This is a genomic window from Citrobacter sp. Ce119, assembly GCF_030334525.1.
Taxonomy (GTDB): Bacteria; Pseudomonadota; Gammaproteobacteria; order Enterobacterales; family Enterobacteriaceae; genus Citrobacter; species Citrobacter europaeus.
In genome coordinates this window covers 76,303-100,035 of the sequence record NZ_JAOWDR010000059.1, presented here as the reverse complement: position 1 = coordinate 100,035, position 23,733 = coordinate 76,303, and the positions used below count along the sequence as shown (strand labels likewise).

Sequence of the window (23,733 nt, the reverse complement as noted above, 5' to 3'; positions counted from 1 at the left end):
CATGGAGCCAGGTGGACGTTAAATATGAAACCTGAAGATTAAACATGACTGAATCTTTTGCTCAACTGTTTGAAGAATCCTTAAAAGAAATCGAAACCCGTCCGGGTTCCATCGTTCGTGGTGTTGTTGTTGCTATCGACAAAGACGTAGTACTGGTTGACGCTGGTCTGAAATCTGAGTCCGCCATTCCGGCAGAGCAGTTCAAAAACGCCCAGGGCGAGCTGGAAATCCAGGTTGGTGACGAAGTTGACGTTGCTCTGGATGCAGTAGAAGACGGCTTCGGTGAAACCCTGCTGTCCCGTGAAAAAGCTAAACGTCACGAAGCTTGGATCACGCTGGAGAAAGCTTACGAAGAAGCTGCAACCGTTACTGGTGTTATCAATGGCAAAGTCAAGGGTGGCTTCACTGTTGAGCTGAATGGTATTCGCGCGTTCCTGCCGGGTTCCCTGGTAGACGTTCGTCCGGTCCGCGACACGCTGCACCTGGAAGGCAAAGAGCTTGAATTCAAAGTAATCAAGCTGGATCAGAAGCGTAACAACGTTGTTGTTTCCCGTCGTGCCGTTATCGAATCCGAAAACAGCGCAGAACGCGATCAGCTGCTGGAAAACCTGCAGGAAGGCATGGAAGTTAAAGGTATCGTTAAGAACCTCACTGACTACGGTGCATTCGTTGATCTGGGTGGCGTTGACGGCCTGCTGCACATCACCGACATGGCATGGAAACGCGTTAAGCATCCGAGCGAAATCGTAAACGTTGGCGACGAAATCACTGTTAAAGTGCTGAAGTTCGACCGCGAGCGTACTCGTGTATCTCTGGGCCTGAAACAGCTGGGCGAAGATCCATGGGTAGCTATCGCTAAGCGTTATCCAGAAGGTACCAAACTGACTGGTCGCGTGACCAACCTGACCGACTACGGCTGCTTCGTTGAAATCGAAGAAGGCGTTGAAGGCCTGGTTCACGTTTCCGAAATGGATTGGACCAACAAAAACATCCACCCGTCCAAAGTTGTTAACGTTGGCGATGTAGTGGAAGTTATGGTTCTGGATATCGACGAAGAACGTCGTCGTATCTCCCTGGGTCTGAAGCAGTGCAAAAACAACCCATGGCAGCAGTTCGCGGAAACCCACAACAAGGGCGACCGTGTTGAAGGTAAAATCAAGTCTATCACTGACTTCGGTATCTTCATCGGCCTGGACGGCGGCATCGACGGCCTGGTTCACCTGTCTGACATCTCCTGGAACGTTGCAGGCGAAGAAGCAGTTCGTGAATACAAAAAAGGCGACGAAATCGCAGCAGTTGTTCTGCAGGTTGACGCAGAGCGTGAGCGTATCTCTCTGGGCGTTAAACAGCTCGCAGAAGATCCGTTCAACAACTGGGTTGCACTGAACAAGAAAGGCGCAATCGTAAACGGTAAAGTCACTGCAGTTGACGCTAAAGGCGCAACCGTAGAACTGGCTGACGGCGTTGAAGGTTACCTGCGCGCTTCTGAAGCTTCCCGCGACCGCGTTGAAGATGCAACTCTGGTTCTGAGCGTTGGCGACGACGTTGAAGCTAAATTCACCGGCGTTGATCGTAAGAACCGCGCAATCAGCCTGTCTGTTCGTGCTAAAGACGAAGCTGATGAGAAAGATGCAATCGCAACTGTTAACAAACAGGAAGATGCTAACTTCTCTAACAACGCAATGGCTGAAGCTTTCAAAGCAGCTAAAGGCGAGTAATATCGAGTGCTCCTAAATCCTTTGTGCTGTTAACAGCACAAAGGGTGACGAGTAGCTTGACAGATTACAGGATTCGTCCTGTAATCAATGACAAAGGGCGGCTAAGGCCGCCCTTAATCAATGCAGCAGCTAATTATGCCTTTAAGGAACCGGAGGAATCATGACCAAGTCAGAATTGATTGAAAGACTTGCAACCCAGCAACCTCATATTCCCGCGAAAGCGGTTGAAGATGCAGTGAAAGAAATGCTGGAACATATGGCCTCGACTCTTGCGCAGGGCGAGCGTATTGAAATCCGCGGTTTCGGCAGCTTCTCTTTGCATTACCGCGCACCGCGCACCGGACGTAATCCGAAGACCGGTGATAAAGTGGATCTGGAAGGAAAATACGTTCCGCACTTTAAACCAGGTAAAGAACTGCGCGATCGCGCCAATATTTACGGTTAAGTTTTTAGCGAGACTTAACGCCGAGAAAAGCACCCGCATGGGTGCTTTTTTCATTTCTGCCTGCCCATCCTGGAATCCTCCTCCCAGTTAATTTGTACGTTACATGCGCTGTTAAATACCAGCGGAACGCACGCCGTATAACGCTAAATTGGCACCAGACAACCGGTGCATATTACCGCACACTTCCTGTTACAGGGAGGTGACTGATGAAAATAACAACGGTTGGTACGTGTGCATTATTCGGCATTCTCCCGCTTATGCTCTTACCTGGGCTACCTGACATGCTGTGCATCAGCGTCGTATTTTGCCTGGCATGCTTGCTCTGTCTTATTTCTCGCAGGCCTGTATGTTTCGCCGGTGTAACTCTGCTGTTTTTTCTTTGGGGCGTTCTCGCCGCGAAAGATGCGCTGTGGGCCGGTAATACGCTGCCTGCGAAAACCCAGCAGGCTATCGTGCGGATAACCGCAACCGATAACATGACAACGCACTACGGCCAGATCACGCATCTGCAGGGGAAGCGGATATTTCCCGCCATCGGAATTATTCTGTATGGACAGTACTTACCCGACGGCGTTTGCGCGGGTCAGACATGGGCGATGACGCTGAAGGTTCGTGCTGTACATGGCCAATTGAACGAGGGCGGGTTTGATAGCCAGCGTTACGCGTTGGCGCAGCACCTGCCGCTGACGGGAAGATTTTTGCAGGCTTCGGTTATCTCACCACAATGCAGTTTGCGTTCGCGGTATCTCTCCTCGCTGAAAACTGCGCTCGCCGATTATCCCTGGCAGCAAGTCATATTGGGTCTGGGAATGGGTGAGCGTTTATCGGTGTCACAAGAGGTGAAAACCATTATGCGTGATACCGGTACGACCCATTTGATGGCGATTTCCGGGCTGCATATTGCGTTTGCCGCACTTCTGGCTGCAGGGTTAGTTCGCGCGGGACAATTTTTTATGCCAGCCAGTTGGATTTGCTGGCAGGTTCCTTTAGTGGGTGGGGTAGTCTGTGCAACATTCTATGCCTGGCTAACGGGACTACAGCCCCCGGCATTACGGACGGTTGTTGCGCTGCTGGTCTGGGGGGCGCTAAAACTCAGTGGCAGGCAGTGGAGTGGATGGTCGGTTTTGGTCTGCTGTCTGGCAGCCATTCTGGTGGTGGATCCTGTCGCCGTTCTTTCACAGAGTCTGTGGTTGTCTGCTTTTGCCGTTGCGGCACTGCTGTTCTGGTATCAATGGGTTCCAATGCCAGATTGGCCGCTATCGCGCGTTGGACGTCAATTTCTGGCGCTTGCTCATTTGCAATTGGGAATTACGCTTCTGCTTCTGCCAGTACAAATCGCGATGTTTCATGGTTTCAGCCTGACCTCATTTCTGGCGAATTTATTCGCCGTACCTCTGGTCACCTTTATTTCCGTACCGTTGATATTAGCAGGCATGATCGTGCATTTAACCGGGCTGGCGATGATTGAATCGGGCTTGTGGTATTCAGCAGATCGCTCGCTGGCGCTGTTATTTTGGGGGCTCAGGAGCCTGCCTGAAGGGTGGATCAATATTGATGCACGTTGGCAATGGCTTGCATTTTTACCCGCACTCCTGCTCATCGTATATCGATTGAACGTCTGGCGAACGCTACCGGTAGTTTGTGTCACAGTGCCCCTTTTATTGAGCAGCCCGTTCTGGCAAACGTCACGTACTGACGTGTGGCAAGTGCATATGCTGGATGTCGGGCAGGGGCTGGCGATGGTGATTGCGCGTAATGGGAAAGCGCTGCTTTACGATACTGGTCTGGCATGGCCTGAAGGCGATAGCGCGCAACAGCTGATTATTCCCTGGCTACGCTGGCACAATCTGGAGCCGCAAGGGGTAATTTTAAGCCATGAGCATATGGATCACCGGGGTGGGTTGCGCTCGCTGCAGCAAGCCTGGCCGTCGTTATGGATAAGAAGTCCATTAGGTTGGGAAGGGCATCGTCCGTGCTTTCGTGGGGAACGTTGGCAGTGGCAAGGGTTAACCTTCACTGCGCACTGGCCGGTACGTGGAAACACAGATGCGGGGAATAACCACTCCTGCGTGGTAAAGGTCGATGATGGGAATCAGAGTATTCTGCTGACCGGCGATATTGAGTCTCCCGCTGAACAAAAAATGCTAAGTCACTATTGGCAGCATCTGCAGTCTACGGTGGTGCAGGTTCCGCATCATGGCAGCAATACCTCATCATCACTGGCGCTGATTCAGCGGGTGGGCGGACAGGCCGCGTTAGCCTCGGCATCCCGTTATAATGCCTGGCGTCTACCGTCCTGGAAAGTGGAGCAACGTTATCGACAACAAAATTATCAATGGCTGGATACACCACATCAGGGGCAGATTACGCTGGATTTTTATCCAAAAAACTGGCGAGTACGCAGCTTGCGGGATCAGATTTTACCTCGTTGGTATCATCAGTGGTTTGGCGTGTCGGATGATAACGGGTAGAATATGCGGCTATTCTAACAAATGCTGGTTTTTTGAATGCATAACGATAAAGATCTCTCTACGTGGCAGACGTTTCGCCGACTATGGCCAACCATAGCGCCTTTTAAATCGGGTCTGATCGTGGCGGGTATAGCGTTAATACTTAACGCGGCCAGCGATACCTTCATGCTATCGCTCCTTAAGCCATTACTGGATGATGGTTTTGGTAAAACGGATCGCTCGGTGCTGCTGTGGATGCCGCTGGTGGTCATTGGACTAATGGTTCTCCGCGGCTTTACCAGCTATGTTTCTAGTTACTGCATCTCATGGGTGTCAGGCAAAGTGGTCATGACCATGCGTCGCCGCTTGTTTGGTCATATGATGGGTATGCCGGTCTCCTTTTTTGATAAGCAGTCTACAGGTACGCTGCTGTCACGTATTACCTATGATTCAGAGCAGGTAGCGTCCTCGTCTTCCGGCGCGCTGATCACCGTGGTACGTGAAGGGGCTTCAATTATTGGCCTGTTTATCATGATGTTTTATTACAGCTGGCAACTGTCGTTGATCCTGATTGTACTGGCGCCAATTGTTTCAGTGGCTATTCGTATAGTTTCTAAGCGCTTTCGTAGCATCAGTAAAAACATGCAAAACACCATGGGGCAGGTTACGACCAGTGCGGAGCAGATGCTAAAAGGGCACAAAGAAGTTCTGATTTTTGGTGGTCAGGAAGTCGAAACCAAGCGCTTCGATAAAGTCAGCAACAAGATGCGCTTGCAGGGCATGAAGATGGTTTCTGCCTCTTCTATCTCCGATCCTATCATCCAGCTGATCGCGTCTCTGGCGCTGGCCTTCGTGTTGTATGCAGCCAGCTTCCCAAGCGTGATGGAAAACCTGACAGCAGGGACAATTACGGTTGTCTTCTCGTCAATGATCGCGCTGATGCGTCCATTGAAATCGCTGACCAACGTCAACGCGCAGTTCCAGCGCGGTATGGCGGCATGCCAGACCTTATTTACGATTCTGGATAGCGAGCAGGAAAAAGACGAAGGTACACGCGTAATCGAACGTGCTACCGGTAATCTTGAGTTCCGCAACGTGACTTTCACCTATCCAGGACGTGAAGTGCCTGCGCTGCGCAACATCAACCTGAACATTCCAGCGGGCAAAACCGTTGCTTTGGTTGGGCGTTCGGGGTCAGGTAAATCCACCATCGCCAGCCTGATTACGCGCTTCTACGATATTGATGAAGGGCAGATCCTGATGGACGGACACGATCTACGCGAATATACCCTGGCATCCCTGCGCGATCAGGTTGCATTGGTTTCGCAGAATGTGCACCTGTTTAACGATACGGTTGCCAACAACATCGCCTATGCGCGTACCGATTTGTACAGCCGCGAGCAGATCGAAAAAGCGGCGCAAATGGCCTACGCCATGGATTTCATCAATAAGATGGACAATGGCCTCGATACGGTGATTGGCGAAAACGGCGTCCTGCTTTCCGGTGGTCAGCGCCAGCGTATCGCTATCGCGCGCGCCTTGTTGCGTGACAGTCCGATTCTGATCCTTGATGAAGCAACGTCGGCACTCGATACCGAATCTGAACGCGCGATTCAGGCTGCTCTGGATGAGTTACAGAAAAACCGTACTTCTCTGGTGATTGCCCACCGCCTTTCTACCATTGAACAGGCGGATGAAATCATCGTGGTGGAAGACGGTATTATTGTTGAGCGCGGAACCCATAGCGAGCTTATTGAGCAGCGTGGGGTGTATGCGCAATTACACAAAATGCAATTCGGTCAATGATCGCTCGAATCTGGTCTGGTGAGTCGCCGCTGTGGCGACTGTTACTCCCACTCTCCTGGTTGTATGGCCTGGTGAGTGGCGGGATCCGTTTATGCTACAAGCTTGGGATTAAACGCGCGTGGCGTGCGCCAGTACCGGTTGTGGTGGTCGGAAACCTTACCGCCGGCGGCAATGGCAAAACACCGGTGGTGATTTGGCTGGTTGAACAACTACGGCAACGTGGGATCCGCGTGGGCGTGGTGTCGCGTGGTTATGGCGGGAAAGCGCCTGCTTATCCGCTGTTGCTGACCGCTGATACTACTACCGCAGAAGCGGGCGATGAACCGGTGCTGATCGCCCAACGTACCGGCGTGCCGGTGGCGGTATCCCCGGTAAGATCGGATGCGGTAAAAGCCATTTTGGCCCAACATGACGTGCAGATTATTGTGACAGACGATGGTCTACAGCACTATCGTCTGGCGCGAGATGTTGAAATCGTGGTTATTGATGGCGAACGTCGGTTTGGCAATGGCTGGTGGCTTCCCGCTGGTCCTATGCGGGAGCGCGCAGGTCGGCTTAAATCGGTTGATGCGACTATCGTTAACGGTGGCGTTGCGCAGCCAGGGGAAATCCCTATGCGACTTGAACCGGGGCTGGCCGTTAATTTACGCACGGGTGAACGCCGCGATGTGGCGCAGTTGACCAATATTGTCGCCATGGCGGGCATTGGCCACCCACCGCGTTATTTTGCCACGCTGCAAGCGTGTGGTGCCAGCATACAAAAAAGCATTGCGCTGGCAGACCATCAGTCTCTGACCTACAGTGACGTCAGTGCGTTTGTAGACGCCGGACAAACGCTGGTAATGACGGAAAAAGATGCGGTTAAGTGCCGGGCATTTGCCGATGAAAACTGGTGGTATTTACCTGTTGACGCTCATTTGTCAGGCGATCGGCCTGATGTGTTGTTGGATAACTTAATCTCGCTGACTCGCTAACTGATTCACGCTGCGGCAGCGAATCATTTATGAGGCCATAAATGTCGTTGCCGCGTCTTTCTTTGACGGATGCCCGTCATCTTCACCTTGCCGCTCAAGGGCTGCTGAAAAAAACACGCCGTCGGGCAACCCCAGCAGATATTCTTACCACCATTTCTCGCATGTCGTTACTGCAAATCGATACCATCAATATTGTGGCGCGCAGCCCTTACCTGGTGCTGTTTAGTCGTTTGGGCGATTATTCCCCCCAGTGGCTGGATGACGCATTGCAGCAGGGCGCATTGATGGAATACTGGGCGCACGAGGCCTGCTTTTTGCCGCGCAGCGACTTTATGCTGATACGCCACCGCATGCTGGCCCCGGAGAAAATGGGCTGGAAATATAAAGCGGCATGGATGAAAGAACATGCGCATGAAATTGAGCAACTGCTCCAGCACATCCAACATAACGGACCAGTACGCTCTGCCGATTTTGAGCATCCGCGCAAGGGGGCCAGCGGCTGGTGGGAATGGAAGCCGCATAAGCGTCATCTTGAAGGGCTGTTCACTGCCGGGAAAGTCATGGTGGTGGAAAGGCGTAATTTCCAGCGAGTGTATGATCTAACCCATCGCGTCATGCCGCACTGGGATGATGAACGCGACCTGCTTTCGCAGGAGGATGCTGAAAGCGCCATGCTGGATAACAGCGCCCGTAGCCTGGGGATTTTTCGCGAACAGTGGCTGGCAGACTACTACCGTCTCAAGCGCCCGGCGCTAAAAAACTGGTGTAACGTGCGCGCGCAGCAGCAACAAATTATTCCTGTCGACGTCGAAGGGCTGGGAACCCTGTGGCTGCACAGTCACTTTCAGCCGCTGCTGGAGCAGGCGCTGGCGGGTAAATTAACGGCGACCCATAGCGCAGTATTATCGCCCTTTGATCCGGTGGTTTGGGATCGTAAACGGGCAGAACAGCTATTCGATTTTAGCTACCGGCTGGAATGTTATACACCGGCGCCGAAACGTCAGTATGGTTATTTCGTCCTGCCGTTGCTGCATCGCGGGCAATTAGTTGGGCGGATGGATGCCAAAATGCACCGCAAAACGGGCGTGCTGGATGTGATTTCATTGTGGTTACAGGATGGCGTCAAACCTGGGGTTACTCTGCAAAAAGGATTGTTTCAGGCGATTGATGATTTTGCCCGCTGGCAGCAGGCAACACGCGTGACGCTGGGACGCTATCCTGAAGGTTTATTTGCTGATGTACGCCATGGTTGGGAAATAGACCCAGCCCTTTAAGCGATTATGTTAATATTTACGGATTCACAATCCGGTCCATCTGGAGGAACTATGGATCATCGTCTGCTTGAAATCATTGCCTGCCCGGTATGCAATGGCAAACTCTGGTTTAACCAGGAAAAACAGGAACTGATTTGTAAACTGGATAACCTTGCTTTCCCACTGCGTGATGGTATTCCCGTTTTACTGGAAACTGAAGCCCGCGTTCTGACTGCTGATGAGAGTAAATCATGAGTTTTGTGGTCATTATTCCTGCGCGATATGCGTCCACACGTTTGCCGGGCAAGCCGCTGTTGGATATCAACGGCAAGCCGATGATCGTGCATGTTCTGGAGCGTGCGCGTGAATCTGGCGCTGAACGTATTATCGTTGCGACCGATCACGAAGATGTCGCTCGCGCGGTAGAAGCGGTGGGTGGCGAAGTATGCATGACTCGCGCCGATCACCAGTCCGGTACGGAGCGTCTGGCGGAAGTCGTTGAGAAATGTGGTTTTAGCGATGATACCGTTATTGTGAACGTACAGGGTGATGAGCCGATGATCCCGGCGGTCATTATTCGCCAGGTCGCAGAGAATCTGGCGCAGCGCCAGGTCGGTATGGCGACACTTGCGGCCCCGATTCACAGTGCGGAAGAGGCATTTAACCCGAATGCGGTAAAAGTCGTTCTGGACGCCGAAGGGTATGCGCTCTATTTTTCACGCGCGACCATCCCGTGGGATCGCGATCGTTTTGCCAGGAGCCTGGAAACGGTGGGTGACACCTTCCTGCGCCATCTGGGTATTTACGGCTATCGCGCCGGTTTTATCCGCCGCTATGTTAACTGGCAGCCCAGCCCGCTTGAGCATATTGAAATGCTGGAGCAGCTACGTGTGCTGTGGTACGGCGAAAAAATTCACGTTGCCGTCGCCAAAGAAGTACCCGGTACCGGCGTAGACACTGCCGAAGATCTTGAGCGCGTTCGCGCCGAAATGCGTTAGTTTTTCTCACGACACTCCCCCTGGTAACGCGAATTTTTGGGAGGAGTGTCGTATCGTTACGCTTTCCCCCCACTTTTCTTTTCATCAATTGATCTCATCCGGGTGACATCTGTCTGCACGACGCTCATTATGAAAGCAGTAGCATTTATGAGGGCAATCTGAAATGGAACAGTTGCGTGCCGAACTCAGCCATCTGTTGGGTGAAAAACTCAGTCGTATAGAATGCGTGAATGAAAAAGCGGATACGGCCCTGTGGTCGCTGTATGACAGCCAGGGAAATCCGATGCCGCTGATGGCGAGGAGTTTCACCACGCCGGGTATGGCGCAGCAGCTGGCATGGAAAACCTCCATGCTGGCGCGCAGTGGTACGGTTCGAATGCCCGTCATTTATGGGGTCTTAACGCACGAGGAGCATCCCGGTCCTGATGTGCTGCTGCTTGAGCGTCTACGCGGCGTACCAGTGGAAGCGCCAGCCCGAACGCCTGAACGCTGGGAACATTTGAAAGATCAGATAGTAGAAGGTCTGCTGTCATGGCATCGGCAGGATAGCCGTGGCTGCGTGGGAATGGTGGATAACACGCAAGAGAATATCTGGCCATCCTGGTATCGTCAGCGCGTTGAGGTGCTGTGGACTACGCTAAATCAGTTCAACAATACCGGGCTGACGATGCAGGATAAGCGGATCCTGTTTCGCACCCGTGAGTGTTTGCCCGCCTTATTTGAAGGGTTCAATGATAATTGTGTGCTGATCCACGGTAATTTCAGTTTACGTAGCATGCTCAAAGACGCCCGCAGCGATCAGCTTCTGGCGATGGTGGGACCGGGGTTGATGCTGTGGGCGCCAAGAGAATATGAACTGTTTCGCCTGATGGATAATGCGCTGGCCGAAAGCCTGCTTTGGCAGTACCTGCAACGCGCGCCAGTGGCGGAGTCATTTATCTGGCGGCGCTGGTTGTACGTGTTATGGGATGAGGTCGCGCAACTGGTCAACACCGGACGTTTTAATCGCTCCAACTTTGACCTGGCGACAAAATCATTGCTGCCGTGGCTCGCCTGATGAACACGTGAACATCTTACGTGGCCTACAATTTTGCGCTGAACACGTAGGCCTGATAAGACGCGTCAGCGTCCCCATCAGGCAAAAATGCTATCAATGTTCCGATCCTTTTAGCCACTGCCAGATGCGTCCCAGGGTTTCATAACCCACACGATCGCTATGCATTAGCCAGACAGGTGAAGGAATTGCGCGCTCCCACGGATTAAGCGGTGAATCAATCGCTAACTGATTGGCCGGTGCTGGCAGCGGATGTAGCCCGGCCTGCTGGAAGAAAATCATGGCACGCGGCAAGTGCGAGGCAGAGGTTACCAGCAGGAACGGCGCGTTGCCGATGGCCTGCTTTACCGCTGCGGCTTCTTCTTCGGTATCTTTGGGTTGATCCAGGGTGATGATGTCATCGACTGGTACCCCCAGCGACTGCGCTACGCGGGCTCCCGCTTCTGCAGTACTGACGTTATTGCTCTTTGCCGCAGCACCGGTAAAGATAAGCTTCGATCCCGGGTTAGCACGCCAGAGGCGAATACCTTCATTCAGACGCGGAAGGCTGTTGTTGATCAGGTTAGAACTTGGCGCCCACTGCGGGTTCCAGGTATACCCTCCGCCCAGCACTACAATGTATTCCACTTTTTGCGTATCCTGCCATGTTGGATAACTGTCCTCAATTGGTTTCAGCAGACTGTCGGCGACGGGTTGTAAGCTAAGAAGTAACAGCGCCAGCCAACTCAGGCTAATACACACTTTCCCCGTTTTCTGAAAGCGGCTGAACCAGACCAGCGCCAGGCCGATGCCCATCACAAGCAGCATCAACGGAAGCGGCAGCATCATACCGCCAATCACTTTCTTCAGCGTAAAAAGCATTCTTTTTGGTTCCTTTTTTAACCATACAGCAGGGGATCTGCAGGGATATTACACCAGGAAGGTTCATTCTCGGCGTGGGTGTGACAAAATAGCGGTTTTACTTAGTCACCCTAAAGCCAGTATGTGGAGAGCCCGATGCGGGACCGCAATTTTGATGACATTGCAGAGAAGTTTTCCCGTAACATTTACGGCACCACCAAAGGTCAGCTTCGTCAGACGATCCTCTGGCAGGATCTGGACAAACTTCTTGTCGGCTACGCGGGTCAAACATTGCATGTGCTTGATGCGGGTGGCGGAGAAGGGCAGACAGCTATTCTGATGGCGCAGCGGGGCCATCACGTTACCTTGTGCGATCTTTCTGCTGAGATGGTGGCGCGAGCGCAGCGGGCGGCAAAAGAGCAAGGTGTGAGCGACAACATGCATTTTATACATTGTGCCGCTCAGGACATCCCACAGCATTTGGATTCTCAGGTTGATCTGATATTGTTTCATGCTGTGCTGGAATGGGTGGCCGACCCGCAAGCCGTCTTAAAAACACTGTGGTCGATGTTACGCCCGGGCGGTGCTTTATCGCTGATGTTCTACAATGCAAACGGTCTGTTGATGCGTAATGTGTTGGTCGGTAATTTCGGCTATGTACAGCAGGGAATGTATAAAAAGAAACGGCGCACGTTGTCTCCCGATTTTCCGCGCGACCCTCAGCAGGTCTATGGCTGGCTGGAGGAGATTGGCTGGGAGATAACCGGTAAAACGGGCGTGAGGGTGTTTCATGATTATCTGCGTGATAAACAAAAACAGCATGACTGTTTTGACGCTTTAACAGAAATAGAAACGCGCTATTGTCGCCAGGAGCCGTTTATCAGCCTTGGACGTTATATTCATGTCACCGCGCGCAAACCGCAGATGCAAGGATAATTTATGAGTGAATTTTCCCAGACAGTCCCCGAACTGGTTGCCTGGGCCAGAAAAAATGACTTCTCCATCTCTCTGCCGGTAGACAGACTTTCGTTCCTGCTGGCGGTTGCCACACTAAACGGTGAGCGACTCGACGGCGAGATGAGTGAAGGTGAACTGGTGGATGCGTTCCGCCATGTGAGTGATGCGTTTGAGCAAACCAGCGAAACCATCGGCGTACGCGCCAACAACGCGATCAACGATATGGTACGTCAACGTCTGCTGAACCGCTTTACCAGCGAGCAGGCGGAAGGCAACGCCATTTACCGTTTAACGCCATTGGGAATTGGCATCACGGATTACTATATTCGTCAGCGTGAATTCTCTACGCTGCGTCTTTCGATGCAGTTGTCGATTGTTGCAGGTGAACTGAAACGCGCGGCGGATGCGGCAGCGGAAGGCGGCGATGAGTTCCACTGGCATCGCAACGTCTATGCGCCATTGAAATACTCGGTGGCGGAGATTTTCGACAGTATTGATCTGACCCAGCGCATCATGGATGAACAGCAGCAGCAGGTAAAAGACGATATTGCGCAACTGCTGAATAAAGACTGGCGGGCGGCTATTTCCAGCTGTGAACTGCTGCTTTCTGAAACGTCTGGTACGCTGCGTGAACTGCAGGATACGCTGGAAGCGGCGGGGGATAAGCTGCAGGCTAACCTGTTACGCATCCAGGACGCTACGATGACGCATGACGATTTACATTTCGTCGATCGGCTGGTATTTGACTTACAAAGCAAGCTTGACCGTATTATCAGTTGGGGTCAGCAGTCTATTGATTTGTGGATCGGCTACGATCGTCACGTGCATAAGTTTATCCGTACCGCGATCGATATGGATAAAAACCGTGTCTTTGCCCAGCGTCTGCGTCAGTCCGTGCAGACCTATTTTGACGAACCGTGGGCGCTGACCTATGCCAACGCCGATCGTCTGCTGGATATGCGTGACGAGGAGATGGTGCTGCGTGACGAAGAGGTCACCGGTGAGCTTCCGGCAGATCTGGAATATGAAGAATTTAACGAGATCCGTGAACAACTGGCGGCGATCATCGAAGAACAGTTGGCTATCTACAAATCCAGACAAACACCACTGGATCTCGGTTTGGTAGTGCGCGAGTATCTGGCGCAATACCCACGTGCGCGTCATTTCGACGTCGCGCGTATTGTTATCGATCAGGCGGTACGCCTTGGCGTAGCGCAAGCAGATTTCACCGGACTGCCAGCCAAATGGCAGCCGATTAATGATTACGGAGCCAAGGTACAGGCGCATGTCATTGACAAATATTGAACAAGTGATGCCGGTAAAGCTGGCGCAGGCGCTGGCGAATCCGTTATTTCCGGCGCTGGATAGCGCCTTACGTTCGGGCCGTCACATCGGTCTGGATGAACTGGATAATCATGCCTTCCTGATGGATTTTCAGGAATATTTTGAAGAGTTTTACAGCCGCTATAACGTGGAATTGATCCGTGCGCCGGAAGGGTTCTTCTACCTTCGCCCGCGTTCAACGACGCTCATTCCCCGTTCGGTCCTGTCTGAACTGGACATGATGGTCGGTAAAATTCTTTGCTATCTCTATCTAAGCCCGGAACGCCTGGCGAACGAAGGGATTTTTACTCAGCAAGAGCTTTACGACGAACTGCTAACGCTGGCTGATGAAGCGAAGCTGCTGAAGCTGGTGAACAACCGTTCAACCGGTTCAGACGTTGATCGTCAGAAGCTCCAGGAAAAGGTTCGTTCTTCGTTAAACCGCCTGCGCCGTTTAGGCATGGTGTGGTTTATGGGCCACGACAGCAGCAAATTCCGGATTACGGAATCCGTTTTCCGCTTTGGCGCGGACGTGCGCAGCGGTGACGATCCGCGCGAAGCGCAGCGTCGCTTAATTCGTGATGGCGAAGCGATGCCGGTCGAGAACCGCCTGCAGCTCAACGACGAGCCTGAAGAGAATCAGCCGGACAGTGGAGAAGAAGAATAATGATTGAACGGGGTAAATTTCGCTCACTTACGCTGATTAACTGGAATGGTTTTTTTGCCCGTACGTTCGACCTTGACGAACTGGTTACCACGCTGTCCGGTGGTAACGGTGCGGGTAAATCCACCACCATGGCGGCATTTGTTACGGCACTCATCCCGGACTTAACGCTGCTGCATTTCCGTAACACCACCGAAGCCGGGGCAACCAGCGGTTCACGTGACAAGGGCCTGCACGGTAAGCTGAAGGCGGGTGTCTGTTACTCAATGCTCGATGTCCTCAACTCGCGCCATCAGCGCGTGGTCGTGGGTGTGCGTCTGCAACAGGTTGCCGGTCGCGATCGCAAAGTGGATATCAAACCGTTTGCCATCCAGGGACTGCCGATGTCAGTGCAGCCAACCCAACTGGTGACAGAAACGCTGAATGAACGCCAGGCGCGCGTGCTGTCCCTCTCTGAGCTGAAAGAGAAGCTTGATGAGATGGAAGGCGTGCAGTTTAAGCAGTTCAACTCAATAACTGATTATCACTCGCTGATGTTCGATCTGGGCATCATTGCCCGCCGCCTGCGCTCCGCGTCTGACCGTAGTAAATTCTATCGTCTGATTGAAGCCTCGCTGTACGGCGGGATCTCCAGCGCCATTACCCGTTCACTGCGTGACTACCTGCTACCAGAAAATAGCGGCGTACGTAAAGCGTTCCAGGATATGGAAGCCGCGCTGCGTGAAAACCGTATGACGCTGGAAGCGATTCGTGTAACCCAGTCTGACCGCGACCTGTTTAAGCATTTGATCAGCGAAGCGACCAACTATGTGGCCGCGGATTATATGCGCCACGCCAACGAACGTCGTATTCATCTCGATAAAGCGCTGGAATACCGTCGTGAGCTGCATACTTCACGCAAACAGCTGGCGGCAGAGCAGTATAAGCACGTGGATATGGCGCGCGAGCTGGGTGAGCACAACGGGGCGGAAGGCGATCTGGAAGCGGATTACCAGGCCGCGAGCGATCACCTTAATCTGGTGCAAACCGCGCTGCGTCAGCAGGAAAAAATTGAACGCTATGAAGCGGATCTTGAAGAACTGCAGATCCGGCTTGAAGAACAAAATGAGGTGGTTGCGGAAGCCGTTGACCGCCAGGATGAAAACGAAGCCCGCGCAGAAGCCGCTGAACTGGAAGTGGATGAGCTGAAAAGCCAGCTTGCTGATTACCAGCAGGCGCTGGACGTCCAGCAAACGCGAGCCATCCAGTATACTCAGGCGATCCAGGCGCTGAACCGGGCGAAAGAGCTTTGCCACTTACCGGATCTGACCGCCGACAGCGCTGCCGAATGGCTGGAAACTTTCCAGGCCAAAGAGCAGGAAGCTACTGAAAAACTGCTGACGCTGGAACAAAAAATGAGCGTGGCGCAAACCGCGCACAGTCAGTTCGAACAGGCTTATCAGCTGGTGGCGGCTATCAATGGCCCACTGGCGCGTGGTGAGGCCTGGAGTGTGGCGCGTGAACTGCTACGGGAAGGTGTTGAACAGCGCCATCTGGCGGAACAGGTTCAGCCGTTGCGTATGCGACTCAGCGAGCTGGAGCAGCGTCTGCGCGAACAACAAGACGCCGAGCGTCTACTGGCTGAATTCTGCAAACGTCAGGGTAAACAGTTCGATATCGATGAGCTGGAAGCCCTGCATCAGGAGCTGGAAGCGCGTATCGCCGCCTTGTCGGACAGCGTTTCTTCTGCCAGCGAACAGCGTATGACGTTGCGCCAGGAGCAGGAGCAACTTCAGTCTCGTATCCAGCATCTGATGAAACGCGCGCCTGTCTGGCTGGCCGCGCAAAATAGCCTGAACCAGCTTAGCGAGCAGTGCGGCGAAGAGTTTACCTCAAGCCAGGACGTAACCGAGTATCTGCAACAACTGCTGGAGCGCGAGCGTGAAGCCATTGTTGAGCGTGATGAAGTCGGCGCGCGCAAAACTGCGGTTGATGAAGAGATTGAACGTTTAAGTCAGCCCGGTGGGGCGGAAGATCAGCGCCTGAACGCGCTCGCGGAACGCTTCGGCGGCGTGCTGCTGTCAGAAATCTATGACGACGTTAGCCTTGAAGATGCGCCGTACTTCTCAGCGCTGTATGGACCTTCGCGTCATGCTATCGTGGTGCCGGATCTGTCTCTGATTACCGAACAGCTTGAAGGGCTGACGGATTGCCCGGAAGATCTCTATTTCATTGAAGGGGATCCGCAGTCGTTTGATGACAGCGTGTTCAGCGTCGATGAGCTGGAAAAAGCGGTAGTGGTGAAAACCGCCGAGCGTCAGTGGCGTTATTCCCGCTTCCCGACGGTGCCGATTTTTGGTCGTGCAGCGCGCGAAAGCCGTATCGAAACCCTGCATGCCGAGCGTGAAGGGCTGTCTGAACGTTTCGCCACGCTCTCCTTTGACGTCCAGAAAACCCAGCGTCTGCATCAGGCGTTTAGTCGCTTTATTGGCAGCCATCTGTCGGTGGCGTTTGAAGACGATCCTGAAGCGGAAATTCGCCAACTGAATGGCCGTCGCGTTGAACTGGAACGTGCGCTAACCAATCATGAAAATGATAACCAGCAAAGCCGTATGCAGTTTGAACAGGCGAAAGAGGGAGTATCAGCGCTTAACCGCCTGCTGCCGCGTTTGAATCTGCTGGCGGATGACACGCTGGCCGATCGCGTGGACGAAATTCGCGAGCGTCTGGATGAAGCCCAGGAAGCGGCGCGTTTTGTGCAGCAGCACGGCAATCAGTTAGCCAAACTGGAACCTATCGTTTCTGTTCTGCAAAATGACCCTGAGCAGTTTGAACAGCTGAAGGAAGACTACGCGTATTCCCAGCAAATGCAGCGCGATGCGCGTCAGCAGGCTTTTGCCCTGACCGAAGTGGTGCAGCGTCGGGCGCATTTCAGCTATTCCGACTCTGCCGAAATGCTTAGCGGCAACAGCGATCTGAACGAAAAACTGCGTGAGCGCCTGGAACAGGCGGAAGCGGAACGTACTCGCGCCCGTGAAGCGCTACGCAGCCACGCCGCACAGTTAAGCCAGTACAACCAGGTCATGGCGTCGCTGAAAAGCTCCTATGACACCAAAAAAGAGCTGCTTAACGATTTACAACGTGAACTGCAGGATATCGGTGTTCGTGCGGACAGTGGTGCCGAAGAGCGCGCGCGTATTCGTCGTGATGAACTACATGCGCAGCTCAGCAATAACCGTGCACGCCGTAACCAACTGGAAAAAGCTCTGACCTTCTGCGAAGCGGAGATGGACAACCTGACCCGCAGGCTGCGCAAGCTGGAACGTGATTATTTTGAGATGCGCGAGCAGGTGGTTACCGCAAAAGCTGGATGGTGTGCGGTGATGCGGATGGTGAAAGATAACGGCGTTGAACGCCGCCTGCACCGTCGTGAGCTGGCGTACCTTTCCGGTGATGAACTGCGTTCGATGTCGGATAAGGCGCTCGGTGCGCTGCGTCTGGCGGTTGCGGATAACGAACACCTGCGCGATGTGCTGCGCATGTCTGAAGATCCAAAACGCCCAGAGCGTAAAATTCAGTTCTTTGTCGCGGTTTACCAGCATCTGCGTGAACGTATTCGCCAGGATATTATCCGTACCGACGATCCGGTTGAAGCCATCGAACAGATGGAGATTGAGCTGAGCCGTCTGACGGAAGAATTGACTTCCCGCGAACAGAAGCTGGCGATCAGCTCTCGCAGCGTGGCAAATATCATCCGTAAGACCATTCAGCGCGAACAGAACCGTATTCGCATGCTGAACCAGGGACTGCAAAGCGTGTCGTTTGGCCAGGTAAACAGCGTTCGTCTGAACGTCAACGTACGTGAGACGCATGCTACCTTGCTGGACGTACTTTCCGAACAGCATGAACAGCACCAGGATCTGTTTAACAGTAATCGCCTGACCTTCTCTGAAGCGCTGGCGAAGCTGTATCAGCGTCTGAATCCGCAAATTGATATGGGGCAACGTACGCCGCAAACCATTGGTGAAGAGCTGCTGGATTACCGTAACTATCTGGAAATGGAAGTTGAGGTTAACCGTGGCTCTGACGGCTGGCTGCGAGCTGAATCTGGCGCGCTGTCAACGGGTGAAGCGATCGGGACCGGGATGTCTATTCTGGTGATGGTTGTACAAAGCTGGGAAGACGAAGGGCGTAGATTACGCGGGAAAGATATTTCTCCTTGCCGTCTGCTGTTCCTTGATGAAGCTGCGCGACTCGATGCGCGCTCTATCGCGACCCTGTTTGAACTGTGCGAGCGTCTGCAAATGCAGCTGATTATCGCCGCGCCGGAAAACATCAGCCCAGAGAAAGGCACTACCTATAAACTGGTGCGTAAAGTCTTCCAGAACACCGAACACGTTCACGTGGTGGGTCTGCGCGGGTTTGCGCCTCAGTTACCTGAGCCGCTCCCTGGCACCGAAGATGCTTCCTCGCAGGCAAGCTAAACAAAAAGGCGGCTAAATGGCCGCCTTCTTTTTTTCCGAAAATTCTCAATACCTGGTGTAATTTCTTTAGACTTCTTTACATTAGGTTAGGCAAAAACTTTTTCATGTTTATATACTAAAGGTAAGCCTAACGCGTCACAGGCTTGCTCGTCATACTTCAGCTTGTATTGGCGTTTTACAGGTCCGACCCCGTTAAAATAAAAGGGGAATACACACGGCCTGGCTACTCAAAGTATGATAAAGAAAACAGGGGGCAAGGGATGTTGCTTAATAAAATGTGTGGTCGTCGGCTGTCGGCAATCAGTTTGTGCCTGGCCGTAACATTCGCTCCACTGTTCAATGCGCAGGCCGATGAGCCTGAAATGATCCCTGGCGATAGCTCAGCGACCGTCAGTGAACAGCCAACAGCGTTATCACAGCCGCAGGTTCAATCTTCCGCGACGGCTATCATGGCGGGTATTCAACCGCTGCCTGAGGGTGTGTCAGTTGATAACGCCCGCGCTGAACTACAATCTCAACTTCCAGCGGGCTATACGCCGGTGTATATGAGCCAGTTGGAACTGCTGTATGCCGCACGCGAAATGAAACCGATGTGGGAAAATCGTGATGCGGTAAAAGCCTTTCAGCAACAGTTAGCCGAGGTGGCGATTGCCGGTTTTCAGCCGCAGTTTACTACCTGGGTCGCACTTCTGACTGATCCGGCAGTTACGGGCCAGGCGCGGGACATCGTCCTCTCTGATGCGATGATGGGCTATCTGCACTTTATCGCCAACATCCCCGTCAAAGGTAATCGCTGGCTCTATAGTAATAAGCCCTATGCGCTGACGACCCCGCCAATTTCCGTGATCAATCAGTGGCAGGTGGCGCTGGATAATGGTCAACTGACTTCGTTTATTGCCAACCTGGCGCCTCAGCATCCACAGTATGCGGCAATGCATGAATCGCTGCTCAAGCTGGTGGGCGATACGCGCCCCTGGCCGCAGTTAACCAGTACCGCAACGCTGCGCCCGGGAGAGTGGAGTAACGACATCCCTGCGCTGCGTGAAATTTTACGCCGCACCGGGATGCTGGAATCCGTTGTCAGTCCGGCTGCCAAAGAAGGTCGTAGCGCTTACGATCGTGAACTTGTTGACGCGGTAAAGCGTTTTCAGACGTGGCAGGGGCTTGGAGCCGATGGTGCGATTGGCCCTGCGACGCGTGACTGGCTGAACGTGACGCCGGCTCAGCGTGCGGGGGTGCTGGCATTAAATATTCAGCGCTTGCGCCTGCTGCCTGGTGAGTTGTCTACCGGTATCATGGTGAACATTCCTGCCTACTCGCTGGTTTATTATCAGAACGGCAATCAGGTGCTGGCCTCGCGCGTGATCGTCGGGCGTCCCGATCGTAAAACGCCAATGATGAGCAGCGCGCTGAATAACGTAGTCGTTAACCCGCCGTGGAACGTGCCGCCAACGCTGGCCCGAAAAGATATCCTGCCTAAGGTCTGGAATGATCCGGGGTATCTTGAGCGTCACGGTTATACCGTGATGCGCGGCTGGAACAGCAAAGAGACGATAGATCCGTGGCAGGTAGACTGGGCTACCATCACTGCCTCCAATCTGCCGTTCCGCTTCCAGCAGGCTCCGGGAGCGCGTAACTCGCTCGGACGCTATAAATTCAACATGCCGAGTTCGGACGCTATTTATCTGCACGACACGCCGAACCACAATCTGTTCCAGAAGGATACGCGGGCATTAAGCTCCGGCTGCGTGCGGGTGAATAAGGCCTCTGAGCTGGCAAATATGCTGCTACAGGATGCGGGCTGGAATGATACACGCATCTCGGATGCCCTGAAGCAAGGGGATACGCGGTACGTGAATATTCGCCAGAATATCCCGGTCAACCTCTACTATCTGACCGCATTTGTTGGCCCGGATGGTCGTACGCAGTATCGTACAGATATTTACAATTACGATCTGACAGCGCGATCCAGTGCACAAATTGTGTCAAAAGCCGAACAATTAATCAGATAAATGAAGCAGTTCGAGGAAAATGATTGTCGTAAGTTATGTTGGAAACGGGGCGAAATGGCTGCAAGCCCCGTATTTCCTGGGGTTGGGAGCCTTGACGTGGACTACTTAGCCAGATAAGGTTTCCTGCGTGCGCTAGAGCATACATACGATAACATTGACCTTGTAGACCTTAATACCATGGACAAATTTGACGCTAATCGCCGCAAACTGCTGGCGCTTGGTGGCATTGCCCTCGGCGCTGCCATCCTGCCTACGCCTGCGTTTGCCACACTCTCTACCCCACGTCCGCGTATATTGACTCTGAATAACCTGCATACCGGTGAGTCAATAAAAGCAGAGTTTTTTGATGGCAGGGGCTATATTCAGGACGAATTAGCAAAACTTAACCACTTTTTCCGTGATTTTCGGGCCAATAAAGTGAAATCCATTGACCCGGGACTGTTTGATCAACTCTTCCGTCTGCAGGGCCTGCTGGGCACGCGTAAACCCGTACAGCTTATCTCAGGCTATCGCTCTATCGATACCAATAACGAACTCCGTGCGCGCAGCCGCGGTGTGGCAAAGAAAAGCTACCACACTAAAGGCCAGGCCATGGATTTCCATATCGAAGGCATCGCATTAAGCAATATTCGCAAAGCTGCGTTATCTATGCGCGCAGGTGGTGTAGGATACTACCCCAGCAGTAACTTTGTGCATATCGACACCGGGCCTGCACGGCACTGGTGATCCATAAGCTTAATGAAACAGGAGCTGTATGAACTATCGTATTATTCCGGTCACTGCATTCGCCCAGAACTGCTCGTTGATCTGGTGTGAGCAGACTCGTCTGGCCGCGCTGGTCGATCCTGGCGGAGATGCCGAGAAAATCAAACAGGAAGTGGATGCCAGCGGTCTGACGCTTATGCAGATCCTGCTTACCCATGGTCACCTTGATCACGTAGGCGCGGCGGCTGAACTGGCACAGCATTATGGTGTACCAGTTATTGGCCCGGAAAAAGAAGATGAGTTCTGGCTACAAGGACTCCCTGCTCAGAGTCGCATGTTTGGCCTGGGCGATTGTGAGCCGCTGACGCCGGATCGCTGGTTGAATGAAGGCGACCGGGTAAGCGTGGGCAATGTAACGTTACAGGTGCTGCATTGTCCGGGTCATACGCCAGGACATGTGGTCTTCTTTGATGAACAATCAAAGTTACTGATTTCAGGTGATGTGATTTTCAAAGGTGGCGTAGGGCGCAGCGATTTTCCTCGCGGGGATCACAGCCAATTGATTGATTCGATTAAACGTAAACTGTTGCCGTTGGGTGATGACGTGACGTTTATTCCGGGTCACGGCCCTCTTTCTACGCTGGGTAACGAACGGCTACATAACCCGTTCCTGCAGGATGAAATGCCCGTCTGGTAACACACAGATTAATAAAAAGGCCGCTATTGCGGCCTTTTTTGTGCGCGATAGATTACAGTACTGCGACAATCGCTTCGCACAGCGGCGCCATATTGTCTGGCGTCATCCCTGCCACGTTTACGCGTCCGGAAGCGACGGCATAGACACCAAACTCTTCACGCAGGCGCAGAACCTGCTCTTTGGTCAGGCCGCTGAATGAGAACATGCCGTTCTGTTTGATGATAAAGCTGAAGTCGCGGTTTGCACCTTTCTCCTGCAGCGTATTCACGAACAGTAAACGCATGCGCTGAATGCGTTGGCGCATATCAGTCAGCTCTTGTTCCCAGATGGCGCGCAGTGCGTCGTTGCTCAGAATTGTGGCGACTACGGATGCGCCGTGTGCTGGTGGGTTGGAATAGTTAGCACGAATGGCGGATTTCATCTGGCTAAATGCACGGTCGACGGTTTCAGCATCGGCAGCCACCAGCGTACAGGCACCTACGCGCTCATTGTACAGACCAAAGTTCTTGGAATAGGAACTGGCGACGATCAGCTCTTGGTGCAGCGCTGCGAATGCGCGCAGACCTTCTGCATCTTCTTCCAGACCGCGGGCAAAGCCCTGGTATGCGAAGTCAAACAGCGGCAACCAACCTTTTTCGACAGAAAGCTGAGCCAGCGTTTGCCACTGCTCCAGCGTAGGATCGATACCGGTTGGGTTATGGCAGCAGCCGTGGAATAACACCACGTCGCCAGCCTGCGCTTCGCTGAGGCTTGCCAGCAGCGCATCAAAATCTAATGAGTGATTCGCCGCATCGTAATAGTTGTATTCACGAACCTCCAGACCGGCAGAGTTAAAGACACTCTTATGGTTTGGCCAGCTAGGATTGCTTACCCATACGCGTTTAGCTGAGGTGTTTTTAGCCAGGAAATCAGCTGCCACACGCAATGCGCCAGTGCCGCCAGGGGTCTGAGCTGTACGTGCGCGTTTGTCGTTGATAAGCGAACTCTCTTTACCAAACAGTAATTCCTGAGTGCAGCGACCAAACTCTGGAATACCGTCGATGCCAAGGTAATTTTTGGTGGTTTCATTTTCCAGTATATATTGCTCGGCTTTTTTAACGCTGGTCAGTACCGGCGTTTTGCCTGTCTCATCTTTATATACACCGATCCCCAGGTTTATTTTTCCAGGGCGGTCATCGGCACGAAACAAATCAGCCAGACCCAAAATGGGGTCGGCAGGAGCGGCAGTAATGTTCTCAAACATGACGAGGTTCCATAGTGATAACAGAAGGGAAGTCCGCTATCAGGTTAACGGTAGATTTACAAAATGCCAACCGTTACTGACGAAAAGCTGAGGTGTTTTTTTAAGACGCAAGAATCCGCTAGCAGAGATAA

18 protein-coding genes are annotated in these 23,733 nt (G+C 52.9%); 16 read left to right on the top strand and 2 right to left on the bottom strand.

Features of this window, described 5'->3' with window-relative positions; all coding sequences use genetic code 11:
* The first annotated feature begins 44 nt into the window (after nt 1-44).
* The 9 genes from rpsA to OGV80_RS17480 all read left to right on the top strand — a co-directional run bounded on the left by rpsA (nt 45) and on the right by OGV80_RS17480 (nt 10,701).
* Complete coding sequence (gene rpsA, locus OGV80_RS17520; RefSeq protein ID WP_003035776.1) at nt 45-1,718, top strand: 30S ribosomal protein S1; 1,674 nt, start codon at nt 45-47, stop codon at nt 1,716-1,718.
* 160 nt (nt 1,719-1,878) lie between these two features.
* Nucleotides 1,879-2,163 (top strand): integration host factor subunit beta, encoded by a 285-nt coding sequence (gene ihfB, locus OGV80_RS17515; RefSeq protein WP_003035780.1) that lies wholly within the window; start codon nt 1,879-1,881, stop codon nt 2,161-2,163.
* 206 nt (nt 2,164-2,369) lie between these two features.
* Entirely contained in the window at nt 2,370-4,634 is a 2,265-nt protein-coding gene (locus tag OGV80_RS17510) for a ComEC family protein (RefSeq protein WP_286515418.1), read from the top strand.
* A gap of 36 nt (nt 4,635-4,670) precedes the next feature.
* Nucleotides 4,671-6,419 carry a lipid A ABC transporter ATP-binding protein/permease MsbA gene (gene msbA, locus OGV80_RS17505; RefSeq protein WP_043015761.1) on the top strand — a complete coding sequence of 583 codons (1,749 nt, stop codon included), beginning with the start codon at nt 4,671-4,673 and terminating at the stop codon, nt 6,417-6,419.
* Nucleotides 6,416-7,393, top strand: coding sequence for a tetraacyldisaccharide 4'-kinase (gene lpxK, locus OGV80_RS17500; RefSeq protein WP_087052626.1), 978 nt, complete (start codon nt 6,416-6,418; stop codon nt 7,391-7,393). The genes msbA and lpxK overlap by 4 nt, the downstream gene beginning before the upstream one ends.
* Nucleotides 7,394-7,434: 41 nt before the next feature.
* Nucleotides 7,435-8,667, top strand: coding sequence for a winged helix-turn-helix domain-containing protein (locus OGV80_RS17495; RefSeq protein WP_047412316.1), 1,233 nt, complete (start codon nt 7,435-7,437; stop codon nt 8,665-8,667).
* Between the two features lie 51 nt (nt 8,668-8,718).
* Entirely contained in the window at nt 8,719-8,901 is a 183-nt protein-coding gene (gene ycaR, locus OGV80_RS17490) for a protein YcaR (protein ID WP_003035793.1), read from the top strand.
* Nucleotides 8,898-9,644 (top strand): 3-deoxy-manno-octulosonate cytidylyltransferase, encoded by a 747-nt coding sequence (kdsB, locus tag OGV80_RS17485; RefSeq protein WP_043015764.1) that lies wholly within the window; start codon nt 8,898-8,900, stop codon nt 9,642-9,644. The genes ycaR and kdsB overlap by 4 nt, the downstream gene beginning before the upstream one ends.
* Before the next feature lie 163 nt (nt 9,645-9,807).
* Nucleotides 9,808-10,701: a YcbJ family phosphotransferase gene (locus OGV80_RS17480; RefSeq protein ID WP_043015765.1), complete on the top strand. Its 894-nt coding sequence runs from the start codon at nt 9,808-9,810 to the stop codon at nt 10,699-10,701.
* Between the two features lie 93 nt (nt 10,702-10,794).
* On the opposite strand, the gene elyC is transcribed toward OGV80_RS17480, so the two are convergent.
* Complete coding sequence (elyC, locus tag OGV80_RS17475; RefSeq protein WP_047412313.1) at nt 10,795-11,559, bottom strand: envelope biogenesis factor ElyC; 765 nt, start codon at nt 11,557-11,559, stop codon at nt 10,795-10,797.
* Between the two features lie 135 nt (nt 11,560-11,694).
* Between elyC and cmoM the strand changes: the two genes are divergently transcribed.
* The 7 genes from cmoM to OGV80_RS17440 all read left to right on the top strand — a co-directional run bounded on the left by cmoM (nt 11,695) and on the right by OGV80_RS17440 (nt 22,359).
* Complete coding sequence (gene cmoM / locus OGV80_RS17470) at nt 11,695-12,474, top strand: tRNA uridine 5-oxyacetic acid(34) methyltransferase CmoM (RefSeq protein WP_087051463.1); 780 nt, start codon at nt 11,695-11,697, stop codon at nt 12,472-12,474.
* Nucleotides 12,475-12,477: 3 nt separating this feature from the next.
* On the top strand, nt 12,478-13,800 hold the full coding sequence (gene mukF / locus OGV80_RS17465; protein WP_043015768.1) for a chromosome partition protein MukF: 1,323 nt from the start codon (nt 12,478-12,480) through the stop codon (nt 13,798-13,800).
* Nucleotides 13,781-14,485 (top strand): chromosome partition protein MukE, encoded by a 705-nt coding sequence (gene mukE, locus OGV80_RS17460; protein ID WP_016152457.1) that lies wholly within the window; start codon nt 13,781-13,783, stop codon nt 14,483-14,485. Before mukF ends, mukE begins: the two co-directional genes overlap by 20 nt.
* Nucleotides 14,485-18,945: a chromosome partition protein MukB gene (mukB, locus tag OGV80_RS17455; protein ID WP_087052627.1), complete on the top strand. Its 4,461-nt coding sequence runs from the start codon at nt 14,485-14,487 to the stop codon at nt 18,943-18,945. Before mukE ends, mukB begins: the two co-directional genes overlap by 1 nt.
* A 260-nt stretch (nt 18,946-19,205) precedes the next feature.
* On the top strand, nt 19,206-20,957 hold the full coding sequence (gene ldtD, locus OGV80_RS17450; protein WP_043015770.1) for a L,D-transpeptidase: 1,752 nt from the start codon (nt 19,206-19,208) through the stop codon (nt 20,955-20,957).
* Nucleotides 20,958-21,134: 177 nt separating this feature from the next.
* Nucleotides 21,135-21,683 carry a peptidoglycan L,D-endopeptidase MepK gene (mepK, locus tag OGV80_RS17445; RefSeq protein WP_003831948.1) on the top strand — a complete coding sequence of 183 codons (549 nt, stop codon included), beginning with the start codon at nt 21,135-21,137 and terminating at the stop codon, nt 21,681-21,683.
* A gap of 28 nt (nt 21,684-21,711) precedes the next feature.
* Nucleotides 21,712-22,359, top strand: coding sequence for an MBL fold metallo-hydrolase (locus OGV80_RS17440; RefSeq protein ID WP_003035823.1), 648 nt, complete (start codon nt 21,712-21,714; stop codon nt 22,357-22,359).
* A 52-nt stretch (nt 22,360-22,411) separates the two neighbouring features.
* On the opposite strand, the gene aspC is transcribed toward OGV80_RS17440, so the two are convergent.
* Nucleotides 22,412-23,602, bottom strand: a complete 1,191-nt coding sequence (gene aspC, locus OGV80_RS17435; protein WP_286515415.1) for an aspartate transaminase — start codon at nt 23,600-23,602, stop codon at nt 22,412-22,414.
* Nucleotides 23,603-23,733: the final 131 nt, after the last annotated feature.